This window comes from Streptococcus sp. HMSC078D09 (genome assembly GCF_001813675.1).
Taxonomy (GTDB): Bacteria; Bacillota; Bacilli; order Lactobacillales; family Streptococcaceae; genus Streptococcus.
In genome coordinates this window covers 40325-60975 of record NZ_KV813675.1, presented here as the reverse complement: position 1 = coordinate 60975, position 20651 = coordinate 40325, and the positions used below count along the sequence as shown (strand labels likewise).

Annotated in this window: 23 protein-coding genes; 6 read left to right on the top strand and 17 right to left on the bottom strand. The window is 37.1% G+C overall.

Annotated elements, in window-relative coordinates; genetic code table 11:
• The first annotated feature begins 88 nt into the window (after nt 1–88).
• Complete coding sequence (locus HMPREF2926_RS05660; RefSeq protein ID WP_003008835.1) at nt 89–583, top strand: DUF536 domain-containing protein; 495 nt, start codon at nt 89–91, stop codon at nt 581–583.
• Nucleotides 584–636: 53 nt separating this feature from the next.
• The gene (locus HMPREF2926_RS05655) at nt 637–1230 is read left to right on the top strand and encodes a 3'-5' exonuclease (protein WP_013904187.1); all 594 of its coding nucleotides are present in this window, start codon (nt 637–639) and stop codon (nt 1228–1230) included.
• Between the two features lie 208 nt (nt 1231–1438).
• Here the strand turns inward: HMPREF2926_RS05655 and HMPREF2926_RS05650 are convergent, their stop codons facing one another.
• The 17 genes from HMPREF2926_RS05650 to HMPREF2926_RS05570 form a co-directional block, all read right to left on the bottom strand.
• Nucleotides 1439–1738 carry a YbaB/EbfC family nucleoid-associated protein gene (locus HMPREF2926_RS05650; RefSeq protein ID WP_070586821.1) on the bottom strand — a complete coding sequence of 100 codons (300 nt, stop codon included), beginning with the start codon at nt 1736–1738 and terminating at the stop codon, nt 1439–1441.
• Between the two features lie 78 nt (nt 1739–1816).
• Nucleotides 1817–2968, bottom strand: a complete 1152-nt coding sequence (locus HMPREF2926_RS05645) for a site-specific integrase (RefSeq protein ID WP_070586820.1) — start codon at nt 2966–2968, stop codon at nt 1817–1819.
• Nucleotide 2969: 1 nt separating this feature from the next.
• Nucleotides 2970–3218, bottom strand: coding sequence for a DUF3173 family protein (locus tag HMPREF2926_RS05640; protein WP_003005186.1), 249 nt, complete (start codon nt 3216–3218; stop codon nt 2970–2972).
• 16 nt (nt 3219–3234) lie between these two features.
• Nucleotides 3235–4347 (bottom strand): CHAP domain-containing protein, encoded by a 1113-nt coding sequence (locus HMPREF2926_RS05635; RefSeq protein WP_070586819.1) that lies wholly within the window; start codon nt 4345–4347, stop codon nt 3235–3237.
• A gap of 16 nt (nt 4348–4363) precedes the next feature.
• The gene (locus HMPREF2926_RS05630; RefSeq protein ID WP_001092961.1) at nt 4364–4588 is read right to left on the bottom strand and encodes a hypothetical protein; all 225 of its coding nucleotides are present in this window, start codon (nt 4586–4588) and stop codon (nt 4364–4366) included.
• A gap of 1 nt (nt 4589) precedes the next feature.
• On the bottom strand, nt 4590–6473 hold the full coding sequence (locus HMPREF2926_RS05625; protein ID WP_070586818.1) for a phage tail family protein: 1884 nt from the start codon (nt 6471–6473) through the stop codon (nt 4590–4592).
• An 11-nt stretch (nt 6474–6484) separates the two neighbouring features.
• Entirely contained in the window at nt 6485–8989 is a 2505-nt protein-coding gene (locus HMPREF2926_RS05620; protein ID WP_070586817.1) for an ATP-binding protein, read from the bottom strand.
• 13 nt (nt 8990–9002) lie between these two features.
• The gene (locus HMPREF2926_RS05615; protein WP_049503699.1) at nt 9003–9413 is read right to left on the bottom strand and encodes a conjugal transfer protein; all 411 of its coding nucleotides are present in this window, start codon (nt 9411–9413) and stop codon (nt 9003–9005) included.
• A gap of 2 nt (nt 9414–9415) precedes the next feature.
• Nucleotides 9416–9640: a hypothetical protein gene (locus HMPREF2926_RS05610; protein WP_070586816.1), complete on the bottom strand. Its 225-nt coding sequence runs from the start codon at nt 9638–9640 to the stop codon at nt 9416–9418.
• A gap of 9 nt (nt 9641–9649) precedes the next feature.
• Nucleotides 9650–10645: a conjugal transfer protein gene (locus HMPREF2926_RS05605; RefSeq protein ID WP_070586815.1), complete on the bottom strand. Its 996-nt coding sequence runs from the start codon at nt 10643–10645 to the stop codon at nt 9650–9652.
• A 10-nt stretch (nt 10646–10655) separates the two neighbouring features.
• A complete protein-coding gene (locus tag HMPREF2926_RS05600; RefSeq protein ID WP_070586814.1) occupies nt 10656–11213 on the bottom strand; it encodes a conjugal transfer protein in 558 nt (185 codons plus the stop codon).
• A gap of 1 nt (nt 11214) precedes the next feature.
• Nucleotides 11215–11448 carry a hypothetical protein gene (locus HMPREF2926_RS05595; RefSeq protein ID WP_000456042.1) on the bottom strand — a complete coding sequence of 78 codons (234 nt, stop codon included), beginning with the start codon at nt 11446–11448 and terminating at the stop codon, nt 11215–11217.
• A gap of 14 nt (nt 11449–11462) precedes the next feature.
• Entirely contained in the window at nt 11463–12695 is a 1233-nt protein-coding gene (locus HMPREF2926_RS05590) for a replication initiation factor domain-containing protein (RefSeq protein ID WP_070586812.1), read from the bottom strand.
• A 207-nt stretch (nt 12696–12902) separates the two neighbouring features.
• Nucleotides 12903–14591 carry an FtsK/SpoIIIE domain-containing protein gene (locus HMPREF2926_RS05585; RefSeq protein WP_070586807.1) on the bottom strand — a complete coding sequence of 563 codons (1689 nt, stop codon included), beginning with the start codon at nt 14589–14591 and terminating at the stop codon, nt 12903–12905.
• Nucleotides 14592–14604: 13 nt separating this feature from the next.
• Nucleotides 14605–15066: a conjugal transfer protein gene (locus HMPREF2926_RS05580; RefSeq protein ID WP_070586805.1), complete on the bottom strand. Its 462-nt coding sequence runs from the start codon at nt 15064–15066 to the stop codon at nt 14605–14607.
• A 21-nt stretch (nt 15067–15087) separates the two neighbouring features.
• Nucleotides 15088–15384: a hypothetical protein gene (locus HMPREF2926_RS05575; protein ID WP_049488286.1), complete on the bottom strand. Its 297-nt coding sequence runs from the start codon at nt 15382–15384 to the stop codon at nt 15088–15090.
• A 34-nt stretch (nt 15385–15418) separates the two neighbouring features.
• On the bottom strand, nt 15419–15601 hold the full coding sequence (locus HMPREF2926_RS05570) for a hypothetical protein (protein ID WP_049488287.1): 183 nt from the start codon (nt 15599–15601) through the stop codon (nt 15419–15421).
• 653 nt (nt 15602–16254) lie between these two features.
• Here HMPREF2926_RS05570 and HMPREF2926_RS05565 point away from each other — a divergent pair.
• The 4 genes from HMPREF2926_RS05565 (at nt 16255) to HMPREF2926_RS05550 (ending at nt 20168) form a co-directional block, all read left to right on the top strand.
• Entirely contained in the window at nt 16255–16590 is a 336-nt protein-coding gene (locus HMPREF2926_RS05565; protein WP_049488289.1) for a helix-turn-helix domain-containing protein, read from the top strand.
• A 7-nt stretch (nt 16591–16597) separates the two neighbouring features.
• Nucleotides 16598–18487, top strand: a complete 1890-nt coding sequence (locus HMPREF2926_RS05560; RefSeq protein ID WP_070586803.1) for a P-loop NTPase fold protein — start codon at nt 16598–16600, stop codon at nt 18485–18487.
• A 125-nt stretch (nt 18488–18612) separates the two neighbouring features.
• Nucleotides 18613–19473 carry an ImmA/IrrE family metallo-endopeptidase gene (locus tag HMPREF2926_RS05555; RefSeq protein ID WP_070586801.1) on the top strand — a complete coding sequence of 287 codons (861 nt, stop codon included), beginning with the start codon at nt 18613–18615 and terminating at the stop codon, nt 19471–19473.
• Between the two features lie 8 nt (nt 19474–19481).
• Nucleotides 19482–20168, top strand: a complete 687-nt coding sequence (locus HMPREF2926_RS05550; protein WP_049488294.1) for an XRE family transcriptional regulator — start codon at nt 19482–19484, stop codon at nt 20166–20168.
• Nucleotides 20169–20651 lie beyond the last annotated feature (483 nt).

Genomic DNA, 20651 nt, shown 5'->3' with positions numbered 1-20651 from the left:
TAGCCTTTCTTTGCTTCATTTGACAGCTTAGCCTACTTATGTTACTATCTAATAGAGTATTTCATAGAAAAAGATATTAGAGGAAGTTATGGCGATTGAAAAAACTGTCAGCGAAATTGCTGAAATTTTAGGAGTCAGCCGCCAGGCGGTCAATAACCGTGTCAAGGCGCTGGCTCCAGAAGATACCCAAAAAAACGAAAAAGGGGTTACCGTTGTAACCCGTAGTGGCTTGATCAAGCTCGAAGAAATCTACAAAAAAACTATTTTTGAAGATGAGCCAGTCAGCGATGATGTGAAGCAACGCGAATTGATGGAAATTTTAGTAGATGAAAAAAATGCTGAAATCGTCCGTCTCTACGAGCAACTCAAAGCCAAAGACGAGCAACTCGCTAAGAAAGATGAACAGTTGCGCGTGAAAGACGTTCAAATTGCTGAAAAAGACAAGCAATTGGACCAACAACAACAATTGACTTTACAAGCAATGAACGACCGCGATACCTTGAAACTTGAACTCGAACAAGCCAACGAAAAAGTTCAAGAGCAAGAAAGCAAAGGTTTCTGGGCACGCGTTTTCCGTCGATAATCCGGGGCTGGATCCTACCAGTCCCTTTTCTTTTCTACCACAGGAGATTTCCCATGAAAGCATTAGAAGATTATATCGCCTTTGACCTCGAATTTAACCAATACGAAGGCGCCTATCAGATCATCCAGGTGTCTGCAGTACGTTTTACGGACGGTAAAGAAGTCGATCACTACGACTCCTACGTCTACACCGATAAGCCCCTAAAAAGCTTTATTAACGGCCTGACTGGCATTACCCAGGACAAGATCCAAAATGCCCCACAACTAGAACAGGTCCTCAGCGAATTCAAGGCCTTTGTAGGAGACCGGCCCTTGATCGGATACAATGCCAAAAAGAGCGACCTACCCATCCTACTTGAAAATGGCTTGGATTTAGAAGACCAGTACGCTGTCGATGTCTTTGACGAGGCTTTCGAACGCCGTCCATCTGACCTCCACGGCATTAAAAATCTCCAACTCCACACTGTTGCAGAATTTTTGGGAGTTGCAGGAAAATCACACGATAGCTTAGAGGATGCCCGCATGACAGCCCTTGTCTACGAACAATTCCTCGAATTTGATCAAGGCCGTACCCTCCTTGAAGAGCAAGAAAACTTCTCCACCAACCCATTCGGAGGCTTGGACTTATCCGGATTTTTTGATGAATAAAAAAAGAGAGTGAGACAGAAATCGGTCATTCGTTAGAATTCGATTTCGTCGTCCCACCTCCGCACAGTTGAGTAGGGCTGTAAAAGCTGATGAAATCAGCGTAGTAGAGCCTACTCAACCACTGCGTCCTACTCAACAATCCAAAAATCAATTAAGAGGCTAGGACTTTTGTCCCAGCCTCTTTTGAGTTAATGAAAACTTCCTTAGCTTAAAATGGCAATTTCCCTGCGAAAGCACCGAGTTTTTTCTTGGTTGCAGCATCAATTTCTTCAATGGCAGCATTGATGGCTTGAACCGTCATATCAGAAAGAGTTTCTGTATCTTCAGGATCGACCACTGCAACATTGAAATCAATGGAGAAGACCTTCTTATCACCTGTAAGAGTCGCGACAACCAAATCTTGAGCAGATTTTCCGACAAATTGAGTTGCAGCTAGCTCCGCTTGGCTTTGCTCCATTTGCTTTTGCAATTTTTGAGCTTGCTTCATCATATTTTGCATATTCATCATAATGTTTTCTAGATTCCTTTCGTATCAAGGGTTTAGACCCTGTTGCTTAATTTTTACTGCCCACTTCTGCCCATTTTTCTAAAAATCGTCAAATGCATTAGCGACTTCTTTTTGTTGTGATGGGAACAAATGTGAGTAGATATTTATTGTTGTATTGATAGAACTATGTCCTAGTCGTTTCATCAGAGTGAAAAAGATATAATCCTTTCCTTCTCCTCTCCTCAATCCCTGATTAATTAAAAAGGCAACATGCGAATGCCTAAAATCATGGTTTCGAATCAATTTGAATTCTTCTGGCAATCGTTTCTTGAATGATGCTCTAAAGTTAGAGACATTTGGAGCAGTCATAGGCTCCCCTGAAAATTGGAAAATCTGTAAATCATCTGTTGAATCAGTTAGCTTAGCCAGCTTCTGACTTTGAATTGATTTCCATGTTCTCAACTCATCCACAAAAGCTTTATGGATGTAGATCTCTCTATTTGATTGAGTTGTCTTTACAGATCCAATATGTGTTTTTCCATTACGATAATAGGCCGACTTACGGATCTTGATATATCCCTCATCAAGAAAAACATCTCTCCAAGTTAAGGCAAGTGCCTCCCCCATACGAATTCCCGTAAACATGAGTACACGATATAGAAGTTTAAAAGGATATTCACTTTCTTCGAAATAGGACTCAAACTCCTTGAATTGTTCAGGAGTATAGTAAGACATTTCTTTATGCTTTTCTGGAAGTTTCCGAATAGCATCACATGGATTATCCTGTCTAAAACCTTTTGAAATAGCGATATCAAACAACTTGTGAACAAAAATCATTTGTTGGTTAATATGCGTTGCTGTAAGTGTGCCACCTTTTACACTAGGCTGTTCGATTAACCAATCTCGATATTTTTTTACATCTTGAATGGTAACTGAAGACATATCAGCATTTTCAAAGAATCGCGATACATATTGGGTATAGTATGAGTTCTGGGTATCTACTGTACCTCTTTTATTTCCACGAAGCTCATCTTCTTCTTTTAACATTACATAAAGAGAGGAAATGGTGAGTTTTTGTGTATTCTGTATCTGATTTAACTTATGGATACGGTAATAAGCCTCATATTCCTCTGCTTCTTTTTTCGTTAAAAAATTAGATTTGCGGTGTCGTATACGTTTGCCAGTTAAGGAACTTTTACCATCACTAATATCAACTAGCCACAGTCCATCGTCCTGTTTAATTACCGCCATGCTATTTTTCTCCTTCAGTCATGACAGCGCTTTGAAGGTTCCCCTCAATTATATCATTTTTTAATTGTATTTGAAAACCAAGAATGGATTCAACTGTAATAATTGGTACACGTCCAATACGTTTATTCTTATACCATTCAAATCCTTCTTGTACAAGCTGGCTTTTAGCCTTTCGTATTAATTTACTAGCTTGTGTTTCAGAATATCCAATCAATTCCATTAAATCATTTTTATCTACAACTTGAATCATCTATATCTATTCCTTTCTAATGTCCAATAACATAGGTAAATTGTTTTGCAGTTTCCGCATCAAATGTACGATAACTAATGATCCCTAATCCTTTCACATTACATTCTGAGACGAGAATTGAGCCGTCTGATTTAACTTGTTCCACAAATGAAATATGTCCGTATATTGGATCAGCTCCAGCTTGTCCAGGGCTAAATGATAGAGCAGAGTGTTCTGTTGGTGTATGGGTTATTGTGAATCCTGGCTTATTCATCCATTGGCCACCATTTCCCATAAATGGATCAAAGTTGACTCCGACTTGTTTTCCACGGTTGAAGACATACCAGGTACATTGTCCCCAAGGATAGGTACTAGTGATATATCCTGTGGTATCAATAGCTGTTGTCAAACTATAACCTACAGGTATATCATTTGAAGTTACTCCGCCACCATCTCTAGTTTTTCCTGTCGTTTGTTCAGGTGCTTTTGGTGTTCCTCCATGTTCATCAATGAAGGCATCCAGTTTTTGCATGGTTTCTGCACGTCTTTTTCCTGATCCGGTGGTATCTGTGAAATAGACCCCACCATCAGTTGCTGGATTGAGTGTTCCATTCGCAAACTTTTTAGCCTTATCATCTTGAATTTTGAAGGTTTGGTTTTTATTCCCAATGATGGTTTGCTGGGTTAGTCCGACAACAGCAATTTCATCATTGAAGTTATTGGCATATTCTGGATTGGAGTCATAGGCTCCAAACCCAAACATATTGGCTCCAGGATTGGTGGCCACCCCAGCAGTTCCAAGAGAGCTTTCATTTAGTGCGATCGCAACGATTCCACGGACATCAAGATTTGATTTAGCTTCCCATTCGAGAAGCTTTTTTCCATTAATTCGGTTCTTATCATAGGAGATTCCTAACGTATCTAAAAAGCCGTCTAATTGCTCTGCCGTGATACCGAAGCGATGAACAAGTAAGTTATGAGTATAGGGATCTCCATCTGACCAGTGATCCGCATAAGTCACTCCATTTTGGGATTGGGGTGAGCCATTTGTTCCGCCCCCTCCGACAGCCCCCATAAGGATAATGATAATGAGGACCGGTAGAAAGAGAGGAATGAGACCAGCTAATAGAAACCATTTTAGTTTTTTCATCGAATCTCCTTTCTAGTTAATGTCTTATATAAGCAGTGAACAGAACAGTCCCAAAACGCCATTTTGCATCTAAAACGACTGAATAGGACTTAGCCTGTAAGATGATTTTGTCTCTTTCTTGTTCTGATACTGGAAACAAAAGAAGGAAATCGACTGAGCGTTTTCCTTCTTGGTAGGCTTGATAAAGAGTTTCTTCAAGAACTCTTGGAAAAGCAGTTCTTGAGCGTATCTTGGTATTCATATCATTCTCCTCTAAGTTGTCTTAAGCGTTCTGTTAATCGGTCTCTTCGTTCAATATTGGTTCTCAATTTATCATCTCGTGTCATGGTTTTCCTATAAGCACGAGTGAAGGCATTCGATCCTTGGGCTTTATACATGGCTTGAGGATCTTTATATTCCTCTAATTTGTGCTCAATACTATTAATGCGGAGTTGTTTAAATGGAGAAATCCATTCTTCTTTTAGTGTCTTTAATTCTTCGTTTGAACTTGGTGTTGGCTCCACCGTGATTGGGGTTCCCATTGAAGGAGTTGGTGTTTTTTCTTCAACTGGTTTAACACTTTCAAGCGTTGCCTTTGTTTTCGGAATGCTTGGTTCTGGAGCATCTGGAGTTACTGGAGTCTCAAGTGTTTCCGTTGGGAGCACTTCATCAAGTTGGTGCTCTGAACCCTTATTGGTAAAGAAAGAACCAACATTTTGGAAGTGACTCTTGGCATTCATCATCATCCCAGCTCCAAATCCAGCACCTGCTAAGGCAAAGTTTCCAAGGTGTTGAGCAGATGAAAGACTTCTCGATGGTACTTGTGAAGCCACCTCTCTGGTCTTTGTGACTCCTTTTTCAACTTTGTTTCCAATGTCACTCGCCACCATTCGTGCTTTAGAGCCAAGAATGAATTGGATCAACTCAGCTTTGTATTTCCATAGAAGGAAGTATACAAGTCCTTTTGAGACAACCGAAATGAGTAGTTTAAAGACCAGACCAAAGATGATCAAGGATGGAAGTGTTTTAAGGATACTATCAAAGCCAGTAATGACAATATTTTCAATCATTTTCTCAATATAGAAGACTAACAGAGTTAATAGACTCGTGATAGCTGGAAAAAGAAGCCCACCAAACATGACTTTCAAGACTCCAAAAATCAGATCCTGCATTCTTGGCACAAAAGACATTAATAGCACAATTGGAAAGAGCAGGATCATCATCAGAACGAGTGTCTGAGCAATGACATTTAACATTTGAATCAAAATAACTGGTATTGCTAATACAAAAGCGTCAAAAATTTTAAAAATGACATAAAACATACGAGTAAAGATGAAATCAGGCATTGCCGAAACCCAACGGTTCTTTTCGCCATCTTCATTAGCTCCATTGCCTAGTTCATCCAGATATTTATTGCGATCTTTGGATTTAACCGCTGTAAAGTTTCCATTTTTATCGCCTGTTCCTAATACCTTACTATCGTCAAAAGTTTCTTGTTTTCCATTTTGGCTATTCTTATATTTACCATTTTCTTGGCCAGTATTGACAAAGACATAGGCTTTATAAGATGTTTCTGCTATATAGCTATCTGCCATAGAATCACCGATTTTGATCGTCTTATTTTTTCCATATTCTACTTTAATATGAGTGATATTTTTAGTGACCTCTTTAGAGACATTATTGATTGTATCAAGCAGATAAAGACCACCAGAGGTCCCTGCAACTGTTCCAAAGTAACCAAAACCAAGGATGAGAACTAGAAAGACATGAAGGAGAGTCCTTGAAAAAGCTCCCTTAGAAAAGAAAAACTGATAAAAGAGATAGAACGCTAGAATCAGAAGCAACATCGAAACGAGTGATTGTTTGGCGACTCCACCAGAGCTTGAACCGATGAATCCTTTCCAGATATTCATGGCTCCATTAAAGACATAGTTCTTGTAGTTGGAGTAGAGATCAATCTTTTCAAGAATCCGAATCAGCAAAGAAAAGAAGCCTACCACTGCATTTAGAATGAAAAAGAAGAAGTTGACGAAAAGCTCATTAATCAGAACCCAAGCCCCGTTAAAAGAAGCGAACCCAGTAGGCTCCATATAGGACTTGAGAGAGAAGATATCGACTCCTCTTAGTTTGTCAAAAGCTTCTTGCATGGATCCACCTCCTAACTAGCGTATTTATTTTCAAGGCTTGATGATACCGTAGCTTTCATTGGTTTTAGAAGCATATCAATATCTTCAAAGATGTTGTGTACGGAAATCATATTGAGATTGCCATACACGTCATAGTACAGGCATTGGCCAGAGATCATATTATCAATCCATTCGAGATTGCTTTCAGTGACTTCAAGATTGACGTGTTTTAGGATATCTTCTCGTTCTGACTTTTCATAGAAAGCAAAGATAGTCCCAAATCCAGTTGTATCATCGTCATTTTCTGCATCATGTACAGATTGAGTAATCAGTGCCAAGGTATTGTTTTTGGAGCGTCCAATCCGACGCATATTTTTGATAACGGCTTTTCCTTCTGCGGACTTCATAAGAATCCATGCTTCATCAAAGAACTCAATGGTATCCTCATTTTCATTTCGTTCTCCAAAGTGGGTACAGAAGGCACCCAGCGCAAACATGAGGGCAATAGAATTGCGTTCATGATCTGAAATTTTTGTGGAATCGTCTTTTGGTAGTTTGAGGTTATTGACCTCTAGGATGGTCACTCGTGACTCGTAGTTAAGTCCTTGAGTGGTTCCATCTGAAAAGGCTAGTTCCAAGATAGAGTTTGTGACAATTGAGGTCAGATAACGACCAACCGAAGCAATTTCAGAGGAAGTAGAGTCTCTCAGAACTTTTAGGACGTGTTTAAATCCGACCTTCTCACCAGCGACTCGTTTTTCTACAATCGCACTAATAGCTTCTGTGATAGCTGTTTTTTGATCCATCGTGACATCATCTACAGCTTGTAGTAGAAACTCAAGCATGTTTTTTGCGACTTCTACAGCTTGTTCTTTATCTAGAACAACAATAGGATCTAAGACTCCGTGGTTTGATGGTAGTGAGCTATCCAGTGTCACAAAGTTAAAGTTCTCAATCTGTTTCTTGCGTTCAGGATAGAGACGTGCAAATTCAGGTGAGTTGATCACTTCTTGGTAGTGATTTCTAAGTTCACGTTTAGGGTCGATATAAAGGGTTTTAACATTTTGTAAAGCCACACTTAAAAAGATGATCTGAGCAAGGAAGGATTTTCCTTGACCTGTTGCCCCCGTAATAATGATGTGTGGGTTCTTGGTGATCTTTCCAGCGATATCTTCTTTATTTCCGACTGTCGCATTGTAGAGGACAATGTTCTTTGAGGAATCAATAGCTTTTGCAATATTGTCCCAACGGCCTGTCCAGTTATCTACTCGGCCGATATACCAACCGATACGATTTCCAGAAGAGGTATTGGTGAAGGGCATGAGTTCTGAAAATCCACGAGCTGTGACCATATGTGTCCAGGTGCGAGTTTTCTTTTGGAGGTTTTCTCCATAAAGCAGAGCTTGAAAGAGATAAGGTCCGTCTTGAGAGGCTTCACTGATTTCAACGCCCATATCATCAAAGTAATTCAAAACTACTTGCCGTCTTTGTCGTAGTTGGTTCACACTAGAAGCAGAAACAATCAGATAGGCTCCATATTCGATGATATCTTCCTTGTTTCCGACTTTCTTCATTAAGTCCTTTAGGGAGATGGAACCCATGATGATCTCGTCTTGTTGAACAGTATCAGTATTTTCTGCCTCTTCCATGATGTTTCTGTAACGTGTATTCGATCGTCCCATTCGACCTTTGATCTTACCGGTATCAATGAATTCTGCCTTGATTCGTAGTTCAACGGGGAAGTTCAAACGTTGGATAAATTCGCCAAGATGAAAACCGTTGAATTGAACAGGAAATTTACCTACAGGAAGAATCGTCACAAAAGATGAACCATAGGGGCTTTCTAGCTTAAGAAAGCCACCTTTTAGGACTTTGATCAAGGTGTCTGTGATATTGAATTGAGCACGATTAGCGAGCACCTCCTTCTTGTAGTGAGGGATATAGCGAAGGTATTGCATCCGCTGGTAATAAAAGAGTTCTTCATTGGATAAACGCTTTGCCCGAAGAACTGAGAAGGCTTGGAAAATGGTGAATTCATCACTTTTATAGTCTTCATACCAGGTGGGACATAATTCATATTCATAGCCAAGACCCTTTGCGATCTTTTCAGTGAACTCATTAAAGCTCTCATAGGCCAAGTCTTTTACTGTAGCTCCATGATTTTGTTTGCGTAAAGTCACTCCTACGACCCAGTCAAACTGATAAGGGATTTCCATTTCATCTGTTAGGCGATCCACTGTGTAGAGAAGAAGTTCTTCTCCTAGTTCACGACTGTCATCTGCTAGAGCATCTGAAAAGTCTCTCATTTTCTCTTCTAAGAGATAGTCTTTAGGGATCAGAGATATTTCAAAGAACTTGTTTTTCTGGAGCTTCTTCATCATTTGAGCAACCGTAATTTTATGTTTGCCCTTTTTTTCATCATCTGTAATTGTGATGGGAGTGTTTGGAATACGATAATAAGCAACGACTGTTTGATCTTTTTTGAGAGCTAGATTTTCATGTGTTTCCCTTATAGGATAAGTTAAAGTAATACTCATAGGCCCTCCTTTTCTATAGATTTGTTTTTTCAAAGACAATTTCTTCTACAGGCTCTATTCGATCTTCATGGTAGATAGCTTTTTTATTGATCTTAAAGTCCCAAAAGTAAATCAGGTAATCTCCAATAAAGACGTGCATCTTTTTACCGTGAGGCTCGTATTCAGTATAGAACTTGGCCAATTTGTAAGGGAGATACCAATAGAGCAAGAGAGAAATTGAGTGAGTGATTTTTGCGAGTGGCACAAAGATAAAACCTCCAAAGAGTAACATGGCCACAAAGACGATGATAAAAACAATGAAAAAGGACAACTGCATGGGTGTCGCAAAGTACCATAGTCGAGTGCCCTTTTTTGTCTTGATTTCTTGGATCCAATAAGGAGCATTTAGGCCCTTACTGTAATCATAAAGTCTTTCTTCATTCATACTTAGAGTCCTGATTCAATACCGAAGAGTCGCAGGAACCAGCCGACTGCTTTTAGGATATCTTGTCCTTTCGCAATTGAAACAATAACGGCATAGAAACCAACGACAGAGAAGAGTTGAAGCCAAGAGCTGTTCCGCCAAGACTTGATCGCTAAGAGCACAGCAATAGCTGTCAGGATCCAAATTCCATCACCCTGAAGGAAGGTTCGTAGATTGTTTGTATTCATAGAGTTCTCCTATTCTTTATCATTTGCATAATTCAGTGGAATGGTGTGTTCTAGTTTTGAGACATAGTAGGTCTTTTCTTTTTCTGAGAGAGTAAAGGTGAAGTTTTCCGAGTGAGTGGTCCCTCCAACTTCAAAGGTAGCTTGGACATAAGCGATTAAATCATCACCGTCCTGTTTGAGATAAGTGTAGTCGATCGTTTTGAAAGTGCTATTTGCGATGATATCCACATCCTTAGCAATCAGATTGAGGTTGTCTTGGTTAGTAGTATAGTTGGTAAAGAAGACCTTGAGGAACTTTTCAACTTTCTTACGCTGACCATCTGAAAAGTGATCATTCGCGGTTAGTTGGAGCTGATCGTCTTCGCTAAAGTGTCCAGCTTGTGAGGATTCAATGGCAGAAAACCAAGGAAGGCCAGAAACGTAATATTTTCCATCTTTTTCATCAAAAGGAATATTGAAGCCTGTCACAATTTCTTTTTCTTCTGTGTTGTTATCCCGATGGATGCTTTCCTTGTATTTAACCTTATAGGTCGCAACTTTCCCTTCTACAGTCACTAACTGAGAATAGACAAGTGAGCTTGGATTTCGAACTTGTCCTTGAGATTTTACATCAGGGATGTAGTTGTAAAATTTATTTAAGTAGTCAACTTGAGCTTTTTGTTTATCGCTTTCTTGTGGAAGAGTGAAATAGGCATAGACGTAGTCATTCAAGTAATACTGGAGTTTATAGTCATATTTTCTACTCGACTCCATAGGCTGTGTCTGTTGCTTTTGGGTGGATTCTACTTGGACTTGTAGTGTACTTACCTTATTTGAGAGTGTGATAGCACGGATAGATCCCAAGAAACCAACAAAAAGGAGGAAAGAAATTCCTCCTATGACTGCGATATTGACGGTCTTTTTATTGGTGACTTTTAGCTTTGGTGGTCCTCCTTTTTTCTCCACCTTTTTAAAGTGTGAAAGATATTCTTTCGCTTGAAGCAAGTAGCGTTTAGCTTTATCCATAGATCCTCCTTTAGAGACCAGCAAGCTCAATGAGCTTTGATCCTTTTGCATAAAGGCGCTTATTGGCTTTTTCGATCTCGCCATTAATGTAATAGTAGCCTCGTAGCTCAGTTTGGAGTTTTTCGATCAGGTCAGGCTTTAGGTCTTTGGCTTCTTCTTTTTTTAGGAGACTATTTAATTCTCCAGCCTTGGTCCAAGCCTCTCTGTGATCTTTCTTTTTAAGTAATTCTCCCAGTTCATTCGTGACTTGAGAGACTTTCCTTTCAAAAATAGTTTTAGTAGCCATTTCAATTTCCTTTCTAAATGTTTCTTGATTGTCTTTGATGGTCTTTTGGATATAAGTAATGAGTGAGGGGCGCATTTTTTTATTTACGCTCAACACTTGACCATCTAGCGTGAAACAGGCATGTTCATAGTCATAGAAACCTTTCGCATCTGGTGTTTTTTCGGTAGATCTTCCAGCGCATTCATAGTAGAAGTCTTTGCCTTTTCGTAAGAGAATGTACATATGCCAGAATTCTTGTTCTGGAAGAAGCAGAAAGTCTGCTTGATAAATCTTCTTTAACATCTCAAGAAGCCTCAAGCAGATCATCGTAACCTAGAGCTTGGTAGATAAAATCTGAATCAAACCAGAGCCAGTCATTGATTTGTCCTTCTGTTGGAGTATCGCCAGAGAAGATATCTTCACAAATGACGGTTAGAGTATCTACTCCACCACGTTCACGGACAGTGTTCAAGGTGGTTAGTCCACCAGACCAAGCTTTAAAGTTTTCTAGTGAATTGATTTGAACTTTGTATTCCATATAGTTTTTCCTTTCTAGTGTTCATAGTGTTTATTGGCTTTGAGAAGTCGTAACATGGCTTTTCCTCGATCAGTGATCTCTCCGCTATTCTGAATCATTTTCATGTATTCTGTTTGGAGGATCTTGTCCGCTTCAGTGACTAGTGCAAGAGAGTTAGCAACTTGATAGGTAAGCCAGCGAATCGTTCGCTCAATACTGTATGGTTGTGGGTTGGTTGAGAGTTTTAAGGGTTCGACACCCCCAAAGAGACGTTGCCATTTTTCATCGGGTTTATAGGCTCCAAATCGAGTGAGACCATCATAGACTTGGATTTCTTTGTTTATGATGCCTCGTGCGATTTCTCCGAGATCTACACCGTTGATATATTCCTCCACAATACCTTGAGCTTTCTGATCTGAAAAGCGGAGTTCATAGCGATTCCAGATACCAAAAATCTCCAAAGATTCGTCCAAGGAGATGTTTTCCATTCGAGCTATTTCATAGCGCTTTTCATAAAAGTTGAAGTAGAGTTGACTTTGACGACTTCCAAAATAAATGGACAAGCCGTGATTAGCTTCCATGTCTTCATTATCTGTGAAAGATCCACCACCCGTGATATTCCATTTCTTGATCGTATCTAGAACAATCTCTTTGGAATAGAGTTTATCAATCAATTTGGGAATTTGAATTTGTTCGTCCTCGTGACCATACCCTTTATAGAGTTCATCGAGAGCGATATCGAGTCGCTTCACCCGAACATCTTCATAGGAATAAAGAATGTTTTGAAGAAAGGTCTGCCAAGTAATTCCCTTGTCTTCTAGAAGTAATTCCAGCTCACGGCATCCTTGCCCGGATAGTTGAAGACAAGTTTGGTAGTCATTGGTCACAGACTTATCAAAGAAATCAAAAATCCAGATATTTCCACGTTGCCATAAGTGGGTATAGTTCATAAGACGGGTTTCTTGGTCTGTAAATTCGCTTAGATGACAGTGAAGGAAGTTTTCACAGAAAGCATCTAAATCCTTCAATCTAGGAAAGGTCAATCGGAGATAGTCGATCTGAGCTCGAAGACTGTTTTTATCGCAATCTTGATAGTAACCGAGCCTTTCTTTGAGTTCTCTGAACTTATCAATCATTAGTCCTCTTTCGCCTGTTTCATAAGAGCGATAGGTTCTTGTAGGGAGATCAACAGCTTGTGCAAATGCTTTTTGACTGAGTCCCGTTTGTTTTCTGAAATTCTTAATATGAAAAGGACTAATTTTGTCCATTCATCGCAACACCTCTTTCTAACAAAGTGACACACTTTTTTGACGAAAGTGACACACTTCATAAAAATTGAAAACCCAACTCCCATAAGGAATGAGGACGGGTGGACTTGGCGTTTTTGCCAAATGTAACCCCCCTATTAGAAAACGGGGGTTGAAGTTTCATCATGGCCTAGAGACTTCGGGCTACGGTCTGCGCCTGACCTGCGGTCAGGCTTGCCCTTGCCCTTGTCCTAGCCCATGATGAACAATCGTCGCTTCAACTGCTTTTGGATAAGACCTGCGTCCTCCCTCTTCAAATTGAGCGAGGATTTCAAGAAGAAGTTTTTCTTGAAAAGGATCCACTAGAATAGCGGATACAGTCCGTTCAAAGATGATCCCTTGTTCTGTTAAGAGATAGATAATCTTGCGTAAGGTTGGCATTTTAAGATTTTGTTCGTCCGCAAATTCCTTGAGTGGTCGTTTGTTTGGTTCGTTTTCTATAGACTCCTCTTCCTCTATAGGATCAATTGTTTCAACCGGTGGTTTATATTCTTCAAATACTGAGAATTCTTGACCTTCAAACTCCATGATCGGAATGTTAGAGTAGGCATCATAGAAAGAAAATCCTTGATCAAGCGGTACATAAGGAGAGAAAAACTCACCAGCCAGCTCGCCATTGTTTGCGATATAGCCCCGTCCTTTGATTTTGACACCATTAATTTCATCCAGCTTTTTGAACTCTTTGGTTTTATTAGCATCTCCAAACATCATGTCATATCCTGTTGATTCTAAATGACCGACGGAAAGACGCTTCATAAAGTTATCCCGAAGAGCTGTTTTGATAAATTCTCCATCGGGCCGTTGCATAGCAAAGATGATAAATACACCTGCTTGACGACCTTCTAGAACTAATTGTGAGAGATATTCCATGAGCTCCGACTGTTGGCTATAATCTCGATCAATCTTTGCCATAAGAGCTGCCCACTCGTCCACAAGAATGAATTTTGGTTTCATGTCATAATGAGTAAAATTCTTTCCAGCTTGGAATTTTGGCGAAGTAGACATCCGTTCATAGCGTTTTTCCATGAACTCTACATTCTCTTTAAAACAGTTAATGATATCTTCCTTACTAGTGTAAACCCGACCATGGAAGACTGGAATTTTCTTTAATCCAGCAAGGTCCGAATTCTTTGGGTCACAGATATCGACAAAGCCGACTTTAGCTAGTGCATAGATTATGGTCATGAGAACAACTGTTTTTCCTCCACCTGTTCCACCACCGATGAGAAGATGAGGTTCTTCAATATAATCCCAAGAAACATCTTTCATGAGCTGGAGTTTTGATCCCTTGACTTTTACTTCATCAATAGTGATCCGACTATCAATCCGATTAATAGCAATTTCATATTTGATAAAGCGGTTATCAAAGGTTTTATTACGAAAGTCTCCGTTAAACATGACTTCAAGCGTAGCTCCAAGGTTGAGAAAGCGATCTTGAAATTTATTGCCTTCTAGAATGAAACTTATTTCAATCTTGTAGCGAGACTGTTTGATATACACTTGAGGTAAGGTGATTTTTTCAATGATCTTGTTTTCACGTCTCACCTTTTTAACTAGATAGAGGTTATTCTCTAGTAAAAAGCGAGAAAGAATTCGAAGGCTATTTAACTTTTGAAAAAAGAGCATCTTCCTGTAGCAAACCCGATTGATAAACCAAGAGAAGATTAAAGAAAAGAGAAGCCCAGCTCCTAGAAAATATCCTTGAGGTAAGGGATGGACTTTTAATTCTTCTAGATGTAAGTAGCTGTAGTAACTAATAGCCAACAAAAAAGGAAACCACCAGACAAACCATGTGATTCCCTTTAGTTTACGATGAAAAACTCGAACTCTTTTTCCTCGATAGGTAAAGAGTTTCATCCTGCATCACCTCCTAGTTTTCCTTCTTATTTTCTACCGGTTTGTTTTCTTTGGTTGGTGCACCTCCAGCTTTTTTCTTGATTTTAGAAGCAAAGAGCTTATAGATATCATTACGATTGACGTGGGTATGGGTGATAACAATATCTTCTAGTTCAATCTCTTCTCGGTATTTAATCCCCAAGTCTTCAATTTCAGACTCAGACATATCTGCGATAGTGAAAAAGAGGGTTTCGTGCTGGACAGAAGAATGAATCCCTACAACAATACCTCGGATCTCACCTGTATTGACTTGTACAAATGATCCATCAGGATTTCGTTGTGAGCGATCCACTTCAAAGATGATATCAGGACCTTCAATGCCTCGGAAAGTCAGTTTTCCAAGGACTGCTGGGACATCTAAGCCATCTGTAATAACACGATAAGTCTTATCCGCAATTTGTAGTTTTTCTCCGTAGTTTAATCCAATTTTAGCCATGTGATTTTCTCCTTTAATTTCTTATTTTTTAAGTACCAATTTTTCCGCAAAGACATTGAGATAAGGTGCAACAGTATTACCATTTAAAGCAGTGTCTGGGAAAAAGATTGGGTTAACCGCTTCTACTAGAGAATCTTCTGGAAAGACTGTTGTAGAGGCTGGTGTAATGACATGGAAAGCTCCGTGCTCTGCGCTGTTTAGAATGTGACGTTGGTATTTGCCTTCTTTTCTAAAAATAAATTTAGGAGCATCTCCTAAACGTTCGTAGTAAGCAGGGCCAATAAATTCTGGTTTCATTTTAAGTGTTTCTGAGATCATAAGATTTTCCTTTCTGAGTGTAAAATAAAAAGAGTTAAGCTAGTTGCTTCACTCTTGAGTAATAGTGTGTAAAAAGTTTGCGTTTAAACATACGACTATAGAATTGAATATCCCCATGAGCATAGCCATTTCTACGAGCAGCATCTGCGAGATGGTCTAAATCAATTTGGGCTTGAGCATAGAGTTTAGCCTGTAGTTTATCAGATTCACTAAACATACCATAGGTAAATTCATAGTTATCATATAGTCGTTTACATTGTAGTGCGAAAAAAGTTTGTCATATCATTCTCCTTTATTGTAATAAGTAAAAAAGCTACTAAGTGAAAAAAGGAAAGAACTTAGTAGCTTGAGAGTAGGTCTATCTGATTAGATAGACAGCAGTAAAGAAAAGTTATTTGGTTGGAAAGATCCCTCTTTCCACGGTGGCAACGTTTAGCAAGGTGCTTTGCGTCAATTACCATCGCTTTCCCAGCCAATCTCTTCAGGTAGTCATGATCATACCCAAGGGATTCTCTTACGCCCTTTGGCGAAGCCAGTTCACTTTACTATTCGGAAAAGTGCGAAAGTCCGAAATGCGTGGAAGCCCACAAATACTTGTTTTATATCTTCACTTCAACCATAAAACGGACTTGACTTTACCTATCAAATAGATTACAATAAAGGTACGAAGTTTAGTGTAGTTTGATAGTCAGTCCTCTGGTTGTCAGACGCACTTTTTATTTAATTGTCAATGATCATAATGCCGATAGTTAGGCGTTATTATTTTTAAAACCAATATAACTTCCGGCTATATTTTATATTATATAACCATTGGTTATATTTGTCAAGAGATTATTTGAAATTAATACAAAAAAATTTTAGAGGTTTAAAATGGAATTTTCGGAACGATTAAAAAACCTTAGAAAACAAGCACATCTTACACAAGTCGATGTAGCTGAAAAACTAGGAATTTCGCAACCAGCTTATGCTTCATGGGAACGTGGAGCTAAAAAACCAACACAAGATAATTTAGTCAAGATTGCACAAATTCTTGATGTATCAATTGATTATCTAGTTGGGAACTCAGAAGAAAAATCAGATGAACTAGATAATATTGAATTGTTATTCCGTATGAATTCAAAAGGTCTAACTGATGAGGAAAAAACCGTCTTTAAAAAAGAATTGATTGAGTTTATGGAAGAACGAAAGAAAGCGTTTAGGAATTAGCAAGTAAATGAAAGAAAAGAATTCAAAAATCGATCACATAGACACCTCTATTGCCACAAAACAATTTAGTAATATGATTGTTGAAAAGGATGAAAATAAAAATTATAAAACATTTTTTCTTAATGGCATTTGGGGAAGTGGGAAAACAACTTTTTTAAAAGATACGGAGAAAGATTCCGAGGGAAATTTAAAAAAGAATAGATGGAAAGTAAGATATTTAAAGTTATGGGAAATAAAAAATGATAGATCCGTTTTTGAATTAGCTTTTGCTGTCCTATTTCCGAAGTATAATTTTTTTGCATGGTTTTTTGTAATAATTTCTATTGTGATCTCATTACTTTTAACCCCTACCTTCAATTTGGGATTATCCAAAATAGTTCATAATCTTATATCATCTTGTATTAAATCTCAAGAATTATCTAAATTTTTAGAATATATCTTTATTCCTATCTTAAAATCAGTTTTTACAATTGTGGCATTAACAGTATCAACATTTGAGTTATTGAAATTAAAATCTGATAGTTTTTATATATTTTTATTTAATAGAAAGTTACGTAAAAAAAAGAAAAAAGTAGTTTTAGTAGTCGATGATTTTGATAGAGTCTCTTCTGAAAGGCAAAAAGAGGCTTATAAATTATTCAATATAATTCATGGGAAAATTCCAATTATTTTTGTTGGAGATCTTGATAAAATAACTATCGATAGTGATAGATCTTTAAGATTTTTAAATAAAATAATTGATAAAAGAGTTGAACTTCCAGTTGCTATAAACTCTAAAAATGTATTAAAAAATTATATTTCATCGTTAAAAGAACAGTTAAGAACTGTAGATAAATATTATTATCACAGTTTTAATGATATTTATATAGATGACTTTCTAGATAAAGATTTTTTAAATAGTAATTTGACACTGAGAGAAATTAATCAATTTAAGAGCCTGTTAGATAGCGAAATTTCAAAAAAAGAAGGGAGGGTGAGATTAAGTCAACAAATAGTAATCATATATTTGTACTTGTTTGATTATCAAAATTATAATGAATTACGTAATAATTACGATAGCAATAGTAAGAAAGTAAGAATGAAAGGATTTTATGAAAAAGATGAAACAAAATATAAGAATATAAATAAAGTTCTCTTTGAAGCTCGAGGTGGACGTTGTGTACCTTTAGGATTCGATCAAGGACCAGTATCGTATTTTATAAATGATAATATAGAAAATTTATCCGTCAAGGAAGCTGAAGATAAATTGATAAAAATGTACGAGGATATTGAGATTATAAATAGTTTAGGTGAAAATACGGAAGAATTTTTAGAATACATAAACCAAACTGATATAGAGTTGGAAAACCTTAAAACTTTGTTACACAGTATTTTATTAAAAATAACAGATCAAAAATTTCAGGATATAGCTTCAATAGTTGTAAATAAGATAAATATGATATTATCTAGAGATAGGAATAACAAAAATAATGATGTATTTTGGATTGATGTTACAAAAGAAATAGATATTTCCAAAAGATGTTATTTTTACGTAAAATATCGTATATTTTCTGATAACATACCATTTTCAACAATTAGAGAAGATTTATTGGGCTATATAAATACTTCACAAAAAATAGAAAACATTCCAGAAGTCGCTTTTTCTTTATTACAAGGTGAAATTTTAAATTATAAGAATGATAAATTAAATATAATAAAAATATTTAATAGTGACATTAAAAACAAAGAAAAAAACTTTGGTGTTTTAAAAAATTATTTTGGTATTCAGGAAAAAAGTGTAAATAATGAAAACCAATATATAATTGAAAATACTTTTAAAAAAGATTTGAATGTAACGCCTTTTGTTGAATTTTTTTATAAAGAGGTACTCACAGTGAATTCTGAAAACACAGTCTGAGATTCTATTTTTATTTTTTTTTTCTTAATAAAACTTTTAGTGGACATCTGTCCACTATTTTTATATAATAAACTCAACCCATTCGGTTTAGTTTTGTAAATAATACTTAAAGGAGGTATCATTCTTTGGATGAATTGTATACAAGAATAAGTAAGTCTACAAAACATGTGTTATACCAGTATATGAAAGATCATGACATTTCATTACTAAATTATAATTTCAACTACTTCTTTCAACACTGTATTCAAGAATATCAGATTCAAGTGATTAGTCACCACTTCTCTAATCGTAAGATTGAAGGATTAACTGTTATCGATGAATTAGGAATTAGTTTTTCCTATGAAAAGGATAATCCAATTGTAAAGCAAAATTTTACTCTATGTCATGAACTGGGACATTTTATCCTAGAGCATGAAGGAAATTATTTTACTGAATCTATTGATAATCAGGAGAACCTACTAGAGCGAGAAGCGAATATTTTTTCTGCTGTAGTATTAATGCCTGACATTGTTTTGTTGTCAAAGATTTATTATAGTTGCGACACCTTTCAACACATTCAAAGTAGCCTCAATGTCTCAAAACAGGCATTGTTCTTTCGCCTTTTAGATCTTCTTAGAGAATATTATCCTGAAAAAGAAAATACCATTAGGCAGGCTATCGATGCTTATATTGATGGACAAAATGCCACACTACTCCTTTTGTTTCACGGTGTCAAAGATCAGATTATAAAGGAATTCAACAACTATCAGACTTCTCTAATCAATAAGATTGAGCAATCAGTAATTAAAAAAGGCTTCGTTACTAGCCAAGAGTTACCTGAACTTTTAAATCAGGATAATTGGAAGACAATTAAGAATTGTCATGACAATCTAAAAGTATGGCTCATCTATGATAAAGGAAAATCTATAGCTTATGTTTGGGATAAAAATAAGCTAACAGACAAAGAAGCAAAACAAAAAGCTGAATTGAAACTACTGTTAATGTGAGGTAAGTGATGTATCAACCAGAAAAACTAAAGGCTCGAAGAAAAGAGCTAAAAATGACTCAAAAAGATATTGCTGATCAGTTGGGAGTCAGCTATCAAGCCTATTCCGCATGGGAACGTGGAGTAAAACAACCATCTAGAGAAAAAGTGCAACAACTAGAGCAGATTCTAAACGTACCGAAAGGTTTTTTTACAGAGATCGAAATCGTCCGACTATATAATACTTTATCGGATGAAGGTAAGAATAATGCACTTAGTTATGTCAGAGGCCTAGTTCAAAAAGAAAAATGTAAGAACATTATTTCAATGTCAGAAAAACTATACGAATACCATGTTTACGAACAAATGTCTGCTGGTATCGGTTCATCGGTGTATAACGATCAAAACTATGATACTGTCTATTTTGATGAAGAACTAGCCCACGATTTCGCCTCATGGATTTCTGGTGACTCAATGGAACCCAAATATCAAAATGGTTCTGTGGCTCTCATTCGTGAGACAGGATTTGATTATGATGGTGCAGTTTATGCCGTAGTCTGCAACAATCAGACATACATTAAAAGAGTTTATCAGGAAGAACAGGGCTTACGGTTAGTTTCTATCAATCCAAAATATCGAGATATTTTTCTTTCGTATGATGAAGATCCTAGAATTGTAGGGATTATTGTAGGGAATTTCTTACCTGTTGAACAGTGATATTGTTAATGTAAAATAATAATAGTGTATTATTTTTTCTAGACAGGGTATAAGTGGAAGAAAAGATGAATAAAATGGAGAAGACTCTAATGGTTCTTCTCCATTTTTTTATCTAATTGGTAATGTTGAAAATCGGAAGTGAAATGATACTTTCAAAGAATTCATTTTGGACACTAGCAAACGAAATAGAGCCCTGATGCAAATCAACAATTTGTTTTGAAATTTTTAGCCCAATTCCAGTCGTTCTAATTTAGGATACTGACTACGTCAGTTCCATTTCAACCTTAAAACAGTGTTTTGAGCAACCTGCGGCTAGTTTACTAGTTTGCTCTTTGATTTTCATTGAGTATAAATAAAAATATGAGTTCTCCTCTTATTTTAAAAAATAATTATTTTATAATTTTTTTATATTTAGTGTAAACTATTCATTGCGTCCCAAATGCGGGAAGTTTATTTCTGATTTTCATATTTGGATTATAATAT